Source organism: Lactobacillus sp. ESL0259 (assembly GCF_003693045.1).
GTDB lineage: Bacteria > Bacillota > Bacilli > Lactobacillales > Lactobacillaceae > Lactobacillus > Lactobacillus melliventris.
On the sequence record NZ_REHP01000005.1, the window covers coordinates 1 to 12,602 of the forward strand.

Genomic DNA, 12,602 nt, shown 5'->3' on the forward strand with positions numbered 1-12,602 from the left:
AAAAGCTCACAAGGAAAAGTACGGTGGCAAGAGCAAGAAGGAAACACCTGTAACCATGCCGAACACAGCAGTTAAGCTTCTTCACGCCGAGAGTAGTTGGTGGGAGACTGCCTGCGAGGGTAGGACGTTGCCGTGCATATGGAGGATTAGCTCAGCTGGGAGAGCATCTGCCTTACAAGCAGGAGGTCACAGGTTCGAGCCCTGTATCCTCCATTCCGAGTCGTTAGCTCAGTTGGTAGAGCATCTGACTTTTAATCAGAGGGTCGACGGTTCAAGCCCGTCACGACTCATGGCCCCATTTTGCGGGTGTGGCGGAATTGGCAGACGCGCTAGATTTAGGTTCTAGTGTTTTCGGACGTGTGGGTTCAAGTCCCACCACCCGTATTCGCCAATAATATATACCATATTTACATTTTGCCGATTTAGCTCAGTTGGTAGAGCATCTGTCTTGTAAACAGGGGGTCGTACGTTCAAATCGTATAATCGGCATTTCATATTTTGCGGAAGTAGTTCAGTGGTAGAACATCACCTTGCCATGGTGGGGGTCGCGGGTTCGAATCCCGTCTTCCGCTTTCATTACTTGCCGGGGTGGCGGAATTGGCAGACGCACGGGACTTAAAATCCCGCGGTTGGTTTCAACCGTACCGGTTCGACTCCGGTCCTCGGCATTTAGTGATGCGCCCTTAGCGCAACTGGATAGAGTGTCTGACTACGAATCAGAAGGTTGAAGGTTCAAATCCTTCAGGGCGCATAATAACGGGAAGTGGCTCAGTTTGGTAGAGCACCTGGTTTGGGACCAGGGGGTCGCAGGTTCGAATCCTGTCTTCCCGATTGTAATCTAATACATGGTTACATTTGTTGGCGGTGTAGCTCAGCTGGCTAGAGCGTCCGGTTCATACCCGGGAGGTCGAGGGTTCGATCCCCCCCGCCGCTATTTCCCAGAGCTTGGACCTTTAGCTCAGTTGGTTAGAGCAGACGGCTCATAACCGTCCTGTCGTAGGTTCGAGTCCTACAAGGTCCATAAAAGTATGGAGTTTGTTTGTACTTTTAATTTAAAATAATCGCGGGATGGAGCAGTCTGGTAGCTCGTCGGGCTCATAACCCGAAGGCCGGTGGTTCAAATCCACCTCCCGCAATATGGTCCATTGGAGCAGTGGTTTATCTCGTCTCCCTGTCACGGAGAAGATCATCAGTTCAAATCTGATATGGACCGTAGGATGGCTCGGTAGCTCAGTCGGTAGAGCAAAGGATTGAAGCTCCTTGTGTCGGCGGTTCGATTCCGTCCCGCGCCATTTATTATTAGTGCGGGTATGGTTTAGTGGTAAAACGAAAGCCTTCCAAGCTTTAGTCGCGAGTCCGATTCTCGTTACCCGCTTTTAGGGGCCTATAGCTCAGCTGGTTAGAGCGCACGCCTGATAAGCGTGAGGTCGATGGTTCAAGTCCATTTAGGCCCATTGTGGAGACTTACTCAAGTGGCTGAAGAGGCGCCCTTGCTAAGGGTGTAGATCGGGTTATTCTGGTGCGAGAGTTCGAATCTCTCAGTCTCCGCTATATAATAAAAAGGCCGTAGATTTTTCTAGCGGTCTTTTTGATTGGTAAATTTCAATTATTACTAAGGTTTTATTGAGCAACAAGTTTTAATTTTTCTAGGCTTTGCAATAAAAAAGTTTTATGCTAAAATTGTTCAACTTTTTGCACAAAACTCTTGCAAGATGAATCATAATCCTGTATTATTAATAACGTTGTGATTCAAGAACTTAAAGGATTTACAGAAGCAACAAAATAAAAAAATAGTTGACTTTTAGTAATAAGTTCGGTATTATAATTAAGCGTCTTATGACGTAAGAACGATAAATATGACCCGTTGGTCAAGTGGTTAAGACATCGCCCTTTCACGGCGGTAACATGGGTTCAAATCCCGTACGGGTCATTACCATTCTTTGGTATATTTACAATTGGAGGATTACCCAAGTGGCTTAAGGGGACGGTTTTGAAAACCGTTAGACGGTCTTGCCGTGCGTGGGTTCAAATCCCACATCCTCCTTTATTATAATCGCGGGATGGAGCAGTCTGGTAGCTCGTCGGGCTCATAACCCGAAGGCCGGTGGTTCAAATCCACCTCCCGCAATATGGTCCATTGGAGCAGTGGTTTATCTCGTCTCCCTGTCACGGAGAAGATCATCAGTTCAAATCTGATATGGACCGTAGGATGGCTCGGTAGCTCAGTCGGTAGAGCAAAGGATTGAAGCTCCTTGTGTCGGCGGTTCGATTCCGTCCCGCGCCATCAGTCTGGAGGAGTAGCGAAGTGGCTAAACGCGGCGGTCTGTAAAACCGCTCTCTCTGAGTTCGGCGGTTCGAATCCACCCTCCTCCATAATAGGGATATCGTATAAAGGTAGTACATCGGTCTCCAAAACCGCTAGTGTGGGTTCAATTCCTACTATCCCTGTTAACCTTCATGGCGGAATTGGTGAAGGGGTTAACACACCGGTTTGTGGATCCGGCATACATGGGTTCGAATCCCATATTCCGCCCTAGCATTGGGATATAGCCAAGCGGTAAGGCACTAGACTTTGACTCTATTATGCGCTGGTTCGAATCCAGCTATCCCAATCTATTGTTAATAAAATTCGATGGCGGTGTAGCCAAGTGGTAAGGCAGAGGTCTGCAAAACCTTAATCGTCGGTTCAAATCCGATCCCCGCCTTTATCGGTTCGCTCATTGAACTGTTAATTTTAAATTATTGATATGGCGGTGTGGCGGAATTGGCAGACGCGCCAGACTCAAAATCTGGTGTCCGTTTAGGACGTATCGGTTCGACCCCGATCACCGCTATTGTTGGAGCAGCTCTCATAAGAGAGCTGCTTTTATTTTAGTAAATATATATTATATAAAAATTGCACAAGCTTTGTGTAATCTTTATAATACCTTTTATGGAGGTATTTCAGATGAATATAGGTATCTTTACCGATTCATATTTTCCGCAATTAAGTGGTGTAGCCACATCAATCAAAACTTTAAAAGATGCTCTTGAAAAACAAGGTCATAATGTATTTATCTTTACTACTACTGATCCTCATATAAAAAAGGGAACAGTTGAAGCTAATGTCTTTCGCTTTAGTAGTGTTCCCTTTATTTCATTTACTGACCGCCGTGTCGCATTCAGGGGCTTTTTTGAAGCTACAAAGGTCGCACGGGAAGTTAAACTTGATATCGTTCATACTCAAACTGAGTTTGCCTTGGGTATGATAGGCAAATATGTTGCCCACCAATTGAAAATTCCGGCAATTCATACTTATCACACTATGTATGAAGATTACTTACATTATGTTTTAAATGGGCACCTGCTAAGGCCTTATCACGTTAAACAATTTACTAACGTTTACTTAAAAAATATGGATGGCGTTATTGCCCCTAGTAAGCGCGTAGAGGCCCTTTTGAAGCGCTATAAGGTAAACATACCTATGAGAGTAATTCCAACAGGAGTGGACGTAAATAGCCTAAATAAGGCAGCTAATAATGATATGCGCCAAGAATTAGGCATACCTGCTGATGCTCCGGTTTTATTGACCTTAAGTAGAGTTGCTGAGGAAAAAAAGATTGACCGTATTTTGAATGCTATGCCGGAGATTATTGATGAATTTCCTGAAACTCGTTTAGTAATTGCCGGCGACGGCCCTGATATGGAAGTTTTGCAGGAGCAGGTTGAACGATTAACATTAGAAGATAATGTAATATTTACAGGTGATGTACCTCATGATGATGTAGGTTCGTACTATAAAATGGCAGACTTGTTTGTTTCAGCCAGTGATACTGAAACACAGGGTTTAACTTACATTGAAGCTTTAGCTTCCGGCACAAAATGCGTCGTTTATGATACGGATTATACAGAACATGTTTTTGATGATGATGAACTTGGCAAAGTTTTTAATGGTCCTGGTGAAATGCTAAGCGAAATATTGTTTTATTTAAGACAAGGGCGCAAGCCAATTCCGCCTGCAAAATTAGCTGCTAAAATGGATCAAATATCGGCTAAAAAATTTGCCAGTGCAGTTTACCAATTCTATCAGGATGTCATTTTAGATTATCAAAAGGATCACAAAGAGGAGTCAAATGATTAGAATTAATATGTTTTCACAGGCTGCATCTGTAAAAGGGCAGGGAGTTGGTTCAGCGTACATAGAATTAATTCACTTACTTAGAACGCACCTAGTCGATAAGTTTTATGTTACAAATAACAAATATGGTGCAAGCGATCTGACTCATTATCATACTGTGAACCCCACTTATTTTGCTAACAGTTTCTCACCAGCACGCGGACGCAAAATTGGCTATGTTCATTTTTTGCCTGAGACCCTTGAAGGCTCGGTAAAGTTGCCACCCTTAGCAAAAAAAGTTTTTTACAAATATGTGATTGATTTTTATAAACGAATGGATGAAATAGTCGTTGTCAATCCTATTTTTATAGATAAGTTAGTTAAATATGGTATTAAACGCGAAAACGTTAAATATATTCCTAACTTTGTAGCTAAAGACGAATTTTATCCTGAAAGACAAGAAAGAAAGAACGCATTTCGCCATCAGTTGAATATACCTCTTGATAAATTTGTTGTTTTTGGTGATGGCCAAGTCCAAGAACGCAAAGGGGTTGATGACTTTGCAAAACTAGCTATAGCCAACCCAGAGATACAGTTTATATGGGCAGGTGGTTTTTCTTTTGGAAAAATAACAGATGGCTACGACCATTTTAAAAAATTAGTTGATAATCCACCCCAAAATCTCAAATTTACTGGAATAATTGATCGACAAAAGCTCGTGGATTATCTCAATATAGCGGATTTATTTGTTTTGCCATCTTATGACGAATTGTTTCCTATGTCTGTACTTGAAGCCTTTAGTTGTGGAACGCCAGTCTTATTACGAGATCTTGACTTATATCAAGCAATAATTAGTGGTTATTACATGAAGGGGCATGACTTTACTGAAATGAATAATCAGTTGCAGACAGCAGCCCAAGATTCAGCCATTTTAAATAAATACAGCAAGTTATCTTCTGAGGCTAGTGACAAATATTCAGAGGACAATCTGGCACGGATCTGGGACGAGTTTTACCACGAACAATATGAAATTGGCCGGAAATTAGGACAAATTCGCTAATGAATAAAAAGCACTTGTGGGGCGTTGGCGTCGTCCTTTTAATCAGTGGTATTGTTTTATACGTTGATTTGAGATCGACTCCCATTGCTCAGTTAGAACAGGCAACTCGTAATATCAATGTTATTGCTTTAATTTTGGTGTTCGGCTTAATGCTTCTTTCCTATGTCTTTGAGGCCAGTATTTTAGCTGTTTTAAGTAAACGTGAAAATGAACCCAAGCGCTCGAAATGGTCTTTTTTCAGAATTCCTTTAATTCAGGCCCTTTTTAATGCGATCACTCCGATGTCAACTGGAGGCCAGCCTTCGCAATTAGCTGCGATGGTGCAAATGGGTATTGAAGGGGGGCGCGCAACTTCACTTTTGCTTATGAAGTTCATTATCTACCAAATTGTAGTGTTTTTGGCATATGTCACGACAATTATTACCGGCTTTCACATGGTCGCAACTAAGTTTGCCGGTTTGGCCATTTTCATTGCCATTGGCTTTTTAATTCATGTAGGTTCGATCATCTTTTTGCTTGCAATTTTGTTTGCCTATAACTGGACCAAAAACGCTGCTAACTGGATTATGAACTTGCTGGCTAAATTTATTAAGCAAGATCGAGTTAGTGTTTGGCGCCAAAACACGCTTGAAAAGATTGATACTTTTTATGGTGAAAGCCAAAAATTAAAAAAGGAAAAAAAGAAGTTAATTGTATGTGGCATACTGACCGTTTTACAATTACTATGCTTTTATTCCATCCCTTACATGACTTTAGTAACATTAAACGTACCAGCAGATTGGGCGAGCGTAACACAAATGAATATTATGATTATCATGTTTATGGCGATAATACCAATTCCGGGAGCATCAGGGGGAGCGGAATACAGTTTTCAGACTTTATTTTCAACCTTTATTTCCTCCAATGGCACCTTAATTGTAGGGATGTTTTTGTGGCGCTTTGTGACCTACTTTTTTGGCATGATCTTAGGAATTTTTGGCTGGATTTTCAAGCCTAAAAAAGTAGTAAGCCCGTCAAATAATTAATTTTTATTAAAATCCCTGCTCCTAACTGCAGTTAAGGGTAAGATATAAGCTTAGTGAGAGGAGAATAAGATGACACGGATCAAGTCTTTTCTACAATGGCTGACACAAACCAAACTAGGCTTTTTTACTATTGTTTTAGTGACCTTTTGGTTAAAGACTTACGTTATTTATCTGACAAAATTTAATCTCGGTGCTGAAGGAGCAATGCAGAATTTTCTGTTGTTTTTAAATCCTTTACCAGCGGGTTTGCTATTATTAGGCATTAGTCTTTTCTTTAAAGGCAGAAAATCATATTGGATTCTGATTGCAACTGATTTGGTACTCAGTTTATGGTTATTTGCCAACATCCTTTATTATCGTGAATTTTCTAATTTTTTGTCGTTATCAATTATTAAAACTTCCGGTTCAACCGCGGATAATTTAGGTAAAAGTATTGTAGGGATTACCCGAGCAACTGATTTTTTAACTTTTATTGATATTGCTTTTGTCATTATTTTGATGGTTAGCAAGATAGTTAAGTACGATTTACGCCCACTAAAGCTTAAATTTAATCTTTTGCTTGAAGGTATCGCAGTTCTGCTGATAGGGATCAATTTGATGATGGCCCAAAAAGACCGTCCAGGGCTATTGACGAGAACTTTTGACAATAGTTACATTGTTAAATATTTGGGTATGAATGAATATGCCGTTTATGATGCTTTTAAGACTGCGCAAACAAGTGAACAGATGGCTAAGGCAAATGTTTCTGATTTGCAAGCAGTCAAAAAGTACTTAAAGCTTAATTATGTCAAACCCAATAGTGCATATACCGGAGTAGCCAAGGGCAAAAACGTAATGGTTATTCACCTTGAGAGCTTCCAGCAATTTTTAATAGGGTACAAATGGAAAGGCAAAGAGGTCACCCCTAATTTAAATAAACTCTATCACGCCAAGAATACGCTTAGCTTCTCCAATTTTTACAATCAAGTTGGACAAGGAAAAACATCGGATGCTGAAATGATGCTGGAAAATTCTCTTTTTGGTTTACAGTCTGGTTCAGCAATGTCCAGTTATGGTACTTCAAATACGTTTGAGAGCGCCCCTGCAATTTTAAGTCAGCAAGGTGGATACACTACGGCGGTTATGCACGGCGGCGCCGGTTCTTTTTGGAATCGTAATAATGCTTATAAACAATTTGGTTATGAGTACTTTATGCCGCTTTCTTATTATCAAAATAAGCCTAAATATTACATCGGCTATGGTTTAAAAGATAAGATTTTCTTCTCCCAGTCTATTAAATATATCGAACGTTTGCCGCAACCCTTTTATCTTAAATTAATAACGGTCACCAATCATTATCCTTATGATTTAGATAAGAAAAATCAGTCAATTGCTAAAACTGAAACTGGTGATGAAACGGTTGATGGTTACGTTCAAACTGCCCATTATCTCGACCAGGCGATTGGTCAGTTAATGCAGTGGCTGCAAAAAACAGGTTTAGCTAAAAACACTTTGTTAGTCTTTTATGGTGATCACTATGGTATTTCCGGTAATCACCACAAGGCTAGCGCAGAGCTACTTAACCAAGATGAATTTACTAATTTCGATAATCTGAAGTTCCAACGGGTTCCCTTAATGTTTCATATGAAGGGCCTAAAGGGAGGCATCAAAAAAACCTATGGTGGTGAAATTGATGTACTACCTACACTGCTTAATTTGCTGGGAATTAAGAACCAGAAAACGATCCAGTTTGGTCATGACTTGTTAAGTAAAAATGCACCACAGATAGTGGCACAACGTAACGGTGACTTCATCACGCCCTTATATGCTAAAGTTGGTAGTACCTATTATGATACTAAGACAGGTGCAGAAATAATTAAGCCAGATAAAAAATTAAAGACTGAATTGGTAGCAATATCAAACAAAGTAACAACGCAGCTTTCATTATCTGACCGTGTTATCGCCGGCAATCTGTTACGCTTTTACCATCCTAAATGGTTTAAAAAGGTCAAACCGCAAGATTACGACTATAATGAACAAAAGGCTCTAAAAAAACTATATTCAAAAAATAAGACTTCTCTGTGGTATAAAAACCACCAGAAAACAACACAAAATAAATTTAAAACTGATGCTCCAGAGCTCGAAAAATAAAACTCGAAATTAAATCTATTTTGTGCTAAAATTTACCAGTAACGTATCTGTATATTGGAGGCAGCGCATTGTACAATTTATTTATGACGCTACTAATTATTGTTTCAATCTTAATCATTATTGCGACAATGATGCAGCCGCAAAAGCAGCAAGATGCATTGAATGCACTCTCTGGCGGTGCAGTTTTTAGTGGTCAAACGAAGAAACGTGGTTTTGAAGCATTTATGGAAAAAGTAACCTCTGTTTTATTGGTTCTCTTTTTCGCTTTTGCTATTGTATTAGCTTATTTGTCTTCAAAATAACTAATGGTTCCTCCCGATCAAGTGATGGGAGGACTTTTTTTATCTTTTTAATAATGAAATGGAGTTAAAAGTGCATGGCACAAAACGAGAGCATTTTAGCTAATGTTTTAGAGATTTTTCGTCGTAATCCAAAAAAACAGTATCAAGTAGAACAAATTGACCGTATGTTACGCCGAGACAGACTTGGCAGTTTTTCTGATATGGTCAAAGCACTATCTTATTTAGAGCAAAAAAAGAAAATAATTACTGATGGTAAGGGTCACTACCAATTAGCACAGGAAAATACTGAAGTCGAAGGTATTTTTAAAGCAAATAGCAAAGGCTTTGGCTTCGTCAAACTTGATGATGAAGATGCTGATGATATTTTTATTGCCCGCGACTATACTGAATATGCTGTTGACGGAGACAGCGTGAAGGTTAAAATTACTGCAGGTGGCAATCCCTGGAATGGTAAAGGACCTGAAGGTCAAGTGGAGCAAATTCTTGAGCGGGGGACCAAGACACTTGTGGGTGAATTTTATCCAATGACCGATGCCCAAGTGAAAATTAGTCATTTTATTGGTTATGTTTTAAGTTCAAATAAAAAGCTGGCTAATTATCGGGTTTATATCAGCCAAGACGGTTTACAGCCGCAAAAGCAGGACATTGTTAAAGTGGCTATTGCTAGTTATCCTGACAAGAACAATCCTGATTCAATGACTGGTGTAGTTACCAATGTTATTGGTAACAAAAATTTGCCGGGCGTTGACATTATGGCAATCGTTTCAGAGCATGACGTTAGAACTGAATGGTCCGATGATGCCCTTGCTCAATCTAACGCCATTCCGGATCACGTAACTGAAGCTGAAATGGCAAACCGTGAGGATATTAGGGACCAGCCTGCTGTTACAATTGATGGTGATGATTCTAAAGACTTTGATGATGCAGTCGTGTTATGGAAATTGCCTAACGGTAACTATCATTTAGGTGTTCATATCGCTGATGTTGCTCACTATGTGACAGAAAATTCTCCTTTGGATAAGGAAGCTTTTACCAGAGGCAACAGTACTTATTTAGTTGATCGCGTTATTCCAATGTTGCCTTTTAGGCTTTCAAATGGCATTTGCTCCCTCAACGAAGGTCAAGATCGTTTAGTATTATCCTGTGAAATGGAAATTTCCCCGGAAGGACAGAGGGTTAATTATCGTATTCATCCTTCGGTAATGAGATCACATGGCCGGATGACATATAACAATGTTAATAAAGTTTTAGATCCTGATAATCATGAAGAGCTTGAAGAAAAATATGTTAAGCTTGCTCCTATGCTGCAGGATATGGCTGAACTGCACAATATTTTATACCAGCAGAGGCATCAACGTGGTGCAATTGACTTTGAAGAACCTGAAGCAAAGATTATTGTGGATGATCAGGGTAAACCAACGGATATTGTGTTACACGATCGCGGAATAGCTGAAAAGATGATTGAATCCTTCATGCTGCTGGCTAATGAAACTGTTGCGGAAGATTTTTATCGTAAGCATGTCCCATTTTTATACCGCGTGCATGAAACTCCTGATGGTGAGCGGATTAAGAGCTTCTTTGAGTTTTGCAGTGCATTTGGCTTACATATTACAGCTGATCCAAACCATGTTAAACCAATTGATTTACAAAAAGTAGTTGCTAAAACTACTGGTACTCCCGAAGAAGCCGTAGTCCAAATGATGATGCTGCGCAGCTTGAAGCAGGCACATTATTCAGAAGAACCTTTAGGACACTTTGGTTTGGCAGCTAAGTTTTATACCCACTTTACTTCGCCAATCAGAAGGTATTCGGATCTGATGGTTCACAGGATGATTCATGCTTATAGTGAAAAAGGGACTGACAAGAAAACGCAGGATCATTTTGCAAGCTATTTGCCAGATGTAGCTGATCAAACTTCAACTCAGGAACGAGTTTCCGTTGATACTGAAAGAGAAGTTAATGATCTAAAGATGACCGAATTTATGGCTGATAAAGTGGGTGATCACTTTGATGCTGTAGTGTCATCTGTTACCAGTTTTGGTATGTTTATTCAACTTCCAAACACTGTAGAGGGACTTATTCACATTTCCAATTTAACAGATGATTTTTACAATTATAATGAAAAAAGCATGACATTAACTGGTCGTGGGACTCATAAACAGTTCCACGTAGGGATGCCGCTTAAGGTCACTCTGACAAATGCTAATGTTGAACAGCATCAACTTGACTTTGAAATTTATGATCCCAATGCCCCTAAAAAGCCTCATAATAATCGCGGCGTTAAAACTGAAAGGCGGGGCAATCGGGGTTTTCGCAATGATCACGCCCATAAAGGACATTACCGTAACAATTTTCAAAAAAATGGCAATCATCCACATTTAAGTAGATATAAACATTAGGTTGAAAAATTGAAAAAAGAAAAAAATGAGAATTTAATTGCTCAGAATAAAAAAGCACATCATGACTATTTTATTAAGGACACATATGAAGCCGGTATTGCCTTAACAGGTACAGAAATTAAATCCGTGCGGGCAAGACGTATTAACTTGCGCGATGGCTATGTACAAGTTATAAATGGTTCGGCTTTTCTGGAGAATGTCCACATTAGTGAATATAAACAAGGTAATCGTTATAACCATGAACCTCTTCGTTCAAGAAGATTACTTTTGCATAAAAAGCAGCTTCAACGACTTGCTAAAGACCAATCTACGCGGGGGATTGCAATTATCCCTTTGAAGGTTTATCTTAAACATGGTTTTGCCAAAGTTCTTATTGGTGTTGGCCAAGGAAAGAAAAAATATGATAAGCGCGAGAGCATTAAGAAGCGCGATCAAGAGCGTGAATTACGCAGGCAATATAAAATTTAAGGACGGTTTAATTAGTTTTCTAGTTGAACTGTTTTTTAATTCTGCATTTGTTTTAAAAGCGGCAACTTATCAACACTTTGCTTATTCATTTATATATAATTAAGTAATACTTATATAGTGTAAAAGCAGCACGAAAAATTTTATGTTTTAAACAAAAGTTGTCCTTAGAACAATTTTACTAGAAATATTTTGTTAATCTTACTGAATACTTTTGCAATATTGTGTATAATTTATTAATATAATTAATGTTTATATGATTGAATTTATTAGATAGTAATACTTTAATTTATAGCTTTATATAAAGTGTAAACAAGTGAGTATCGCAAAAAACGAGTGTTTTTGATTAGTTCTACCTGTTTTTAAAATTTTAGAGAGATTTTGTTTAATAAGTAGAGTGTTTGATAATGCTATTTGTATGTAAGGATTTGAGTCGTAATGGAATTTGATAAAGTTTATAACCATGAACGAGTTACTCGCAAGTTTACTAATAGAAAAGTTAACGAAAAGTTACTTGCTAATATTATTGAAAGGGCACAATTATCCCCGTCACTGCTTAACTCGCAACCTTGGAAGGTATATATGTTAACTGGTGATGCACTTGCTGGTTTAAAAAAAGAGGTCAAATCTCAAATAAAGAACAATATTGAGCCTCATGAAGATTTTGTCAAAATGTTGTCACTTAATTGGGATTCATATCCCAGTCAAAATATGGCTGCAGTTGGAGCTTCACAACCATATTTTTTCAATAATAAAATGGACTTATTTACAGAATCAAATAACAACATGTTTAATGCTCAGGATGTGGCATTTCTTACGATACCTAGAAATTCCCCCATTTGGTCAGTTTATGATCTAGGGATTTTTTCTCAAAGCATCATGTTGCTGGCGCTTAATGCTGGATTAGCAATTATGCCGGCGCACTCAATGGTGTCTTATCCCGATTTAGTGCGTAAATATGGCAAAATTCCAGAAGATGAGCTTATTGGTATGGCAATTGGGTTAGGATATCAAGATAATGCAGCTGAGGTTAATGACCCCAAATTTTATCCTGATCGTCTGCCATTCAAAAAAATATATAAATTAGTTAAATAGACAAGTACTTCAATTTAAATAAAGCGCTAT

8 protein-coding genes, 27 tRNA genes and 1 rRNA gene are annotated in these 12,602 nt (G+C 39.1%); all 36 read left to right on the plus strand.

Annotated elements, in window-relative coordinates; all coding sequences use genetic code 11:
• Window positions 1-19: 19 nt before the first annotated feature.
• Window positions 20-136 (plus strand): 5S ribosomal RNA (rrf, locus tag F5ESL0259_RS02135).
• Window positions 137-140: 4 nt separating this feature from the next.
• Window positions 141-213: transfer RNA gene (locus tag F5ESL0259_RS02140), tRNA-Val, on the plus strand.
• A gap of 4 nt (window positions 214-217) precedes the next feature.
• Window positions 218-290: transfer RNA gene (locus F5ESL0259_RS02145), tRNA-Lys, on the plus strand.
• A gap of 12 nt (window positions 291-302) precedes the next feature.
• Window positions 303-384: transfer RNA gene (locus tag F5ESL0259_RS02150), tRNA-Leu, on the plus strand.
• Between the two features lie 32 nt (window positions 385-416).
• Window positions 417-489: transfer RNA gene (locus tag F5ESL0259_RS02155), tRNA-Thr, on the plus strand.
• An 11-nt stretch (window positions 490-500) separates the two neighbouring features.
• A tRNA-Gly gene (locus tag F5ESL0259_RS02160) sits at window positions 501-572 on the plus strand.
• A 10-nt stretch (window positions 573-582) separates the two neighbouring features.
• Window positions 583-668, plus strand: a tRNA-Leu gene (locus F5ESL0259_RS02165).
• Window positions 669-677: 9 nt separating this feature from the next.
• A tRNA-Arg gene (locus F5ESL0259_RS02170) sits at window positions 678-751 on the plus strand.
• Window positions 752-757: 6 nt separating this feature from the next.
• Window positions 758-831, plus strand: a tRNA-Pro gene (locus tag F5ESL0259_RS02175).
• A 29-nt stretch (window positions 832-860) separates the two neighbouring features.
• Window positions 861-934 (plus strand) — tRNA-Met (locus F5ESL0259_RS02180).
• A gap of 13 nt (window positions 935-947) precedes the next feature.
• A tRNA-Ile gene (locus F5ESL0259_RS02185) sits at window positions 948-1,021 on the plus strand.
• Window positions 1,022-1,062: 41 nt separating this feature from the next.
• Window positions 1,063-1,136, plus strand: a tRNA-Met gene (locus F5ESL0259_RS02190).
• A gap of 3 nt (window positions 1,137-1,139) precedes the next feature.
• Window positions 1,140-1,213 (plus strand) — tRNA-Asp (locus F5ESL0259_RS02195).
• 6 nt (window positions 1,214-1,219) lie between these two features.
• Window positions 1,220-1,292: transfer RNA gene (locus tag F5ESL0259_RS02200), tRNA-Phe, on the plus strand.
• 12 nt (window positions 1,293-1,304) lie between these two features.
• Window positions 1,305-1,375: transfer RNA gene (locus tag F5ESL0259_RS02205), tRNA-Gly, on the plus strand.
• A gap of 5 nt (window positions 1,376-1,380) precedes the next feature.
• Window positions 1,381-1,454: transfer RNA gene (locus F5ESL0259_RS02210), tRNA-Ile, on the plus strand.
• Between the two features lie 4 nt (window positions 1,455-1,458).
• Window positions 1,459-1,548 (plus strand) — tRNA-Ser (locus F5ESL0259_RS02215).
• 310 nt (window positions 1,549-1,858) lie between these two features.
• Window positions 1,859-1,930, plus strand: a tRNA-Glu gene (locus F5ESL0259_RS02220).
• 27 nt (window positions 1,931-1,957) lie between these two features.
• A tRNA-Ser gene (locus F5ESL0259_RS02225) sits at window positions 1,958-2,044 on the plus strand.
• A 10-nt stretch (window positions 2,045-2,054) separates the two neighbouring features.
• Window positions 2,055-2,128 (plus strand) — tRNA-Met (locus F5ESL0259_RS02230).
• Between the two features lie 3 nt (window positions 2,129-2,131).
• Window positions 2,132-2,205, plus strand: a tRNA-Asp gene (locus F5ESL0259_RS02235).
• Window positions 2,206-2,211: 6 nt separating this feature from the next.
• Window positions 2,212-2,284, plus strand: a tRNA-Phe gene (locus tag F5ESL0259_RS02240).
• Between the two features lie 7 nt (window positions 2,285-2,291).
• Window positions 2,292-2,373, plus strand: a tRNA-Tyr gene (locus F5ESL0259_RS02245).
• Window positions 2,374-2,377: 4 nt separating this feature from the next.
• Window positions 2,378-2,448, plus strand: a tRNA-Trp gene (locus F5ESL0259_RS02250).
• A 12-nt stretch (window positions 2,449-2,460) separates the two neighbouring features.
• Window positions 2,461-2,533, plus strand: a tRNA-His gene (locus F5ESL0259_RS02255).
• 7 nt (window positions 2,534-2,540) lie between these two features.
• Window positions 2,541-2,612 (plus strand) — tRNA-Gln (locus F5ESL0259_RS02260).
• Between the two features lie 22 nt (window positions 2,613-2,634).
• Window positions 2,635-2,705, plus strand: a tRNA-Cys gene (locus tag F5ESL0259_RS02265).
• Window positions 2,706-2,749: 44 nt separating this feature from the next.
• A tRNA-Leu gene (locus F5ESL0259_RS02270) sits at window positions 2,750-2,834 on the plus strand.
• A 113-nt stretch (window positions 2,835-2,947) separates the two neighbouring features.
• A complete protein-coding gene (locus F5ESL0259_RS02275; RefSeq protein WP_110445751.1) occupies window positions 2,948-4,120 on the plus strand; it encodes a glycosyltransferase family 4 protein in 1,173 nt (390 codons plus the stop codon).
• Window positions 4,113-5,156 (plus strand): glycosyltransferase family 4 protein, encoded by a 1,044-nt coding sequence (locus tag F5ESL0259_RS02280; RefSeq protein WP_122037326.1) that lies wholly within the window; start codon window positions 4,113-4,115, stop codon window positions 5,154-5,156. Before F5ESL0259_RS02275 ends, F5ESL0259_RS02280 begins: the two co-directional genes overlap by 8 nt.
• Complete coding sequence (locus F5ESL0259_RS02285) at window positions 5,156-6,181, plus strand: lysylphosphatidylglycerol synthase transmembrane domain-containing protein (protein ID WP_122037327.1); 1,026 nt, start codon at window positions 5,156-5,158, stop codon at window positions 6,179-6,181. Before F5ESL0259_RS02280 ends, F5ESL0259_RS02285 begins: the two co-directional genes overlap by 1 nt.
• A gap of 69 nt (window positions 6,182-6,250) precedes the next feature.
• Window positions 6,251-8,311 (plus strand): LTA synthase family protein, encoded by a 2,061-nt coding sequence (locus F5ESL0259_RS02290; protein ID WP_122037328.1) that lies wholly within the window; start codon window positions 6,251-6,253, stop codon window positions 8,309-8,311.
• 68 nt (window positions 8,312-8,379) lie between these two features.
• Window positions 8,380-8,613: a preprotein translocase subunit SecG gene (gene secG, locus F5ESL0259_RS02295; protein ID WP_046324479.1), complete on the plus strand. Its 234-nt coding sequence runs from the start codon at window positions 8,380-8,382 to the stop codon at window positions 8,611-8,613.
• A 74-nt stretch (window positions 8,614-8,687) separates the two neighbouring features.
• A complete protein-coding gene (gene rnr, locus F5ESL0259_RS02300) occupies window positions 8,688-11,012 on the plus strand; it encodes a ribonuclease R (protein ID WP_122037329.1) in 2,325 nt (774 codons plus the stop codon).
• A 9-nt stretch (window positions 11,013-11,021) separates the two neighbouring features.
• Window positions 11,022-11,480 (plus strand): SsrA-binding protein SmpB, encoded by a 459-nt coding sequence (gene smpB / locus F5ESL0259_RS02305; RefSeq protein WP_046324481.1) that lies wholly within the window; start codon window positions 11,022-11,024, stop codon window positions 11,478-11,480.
• A 435-nt stretch (window positions 11,481-11,915) separates the two neighbouring features.
• A complete protein-coding gene (locus F5ESL0259_RS02310; protein ID WP_046324482.1) occupies window positions 11,916-12,572 on the plus strand; it encodes a nitroreductase in 657 nt (218 codons plus the stop codon).
• Window positions 12,573-12,602: the final 30 nt, after the last annotated feature.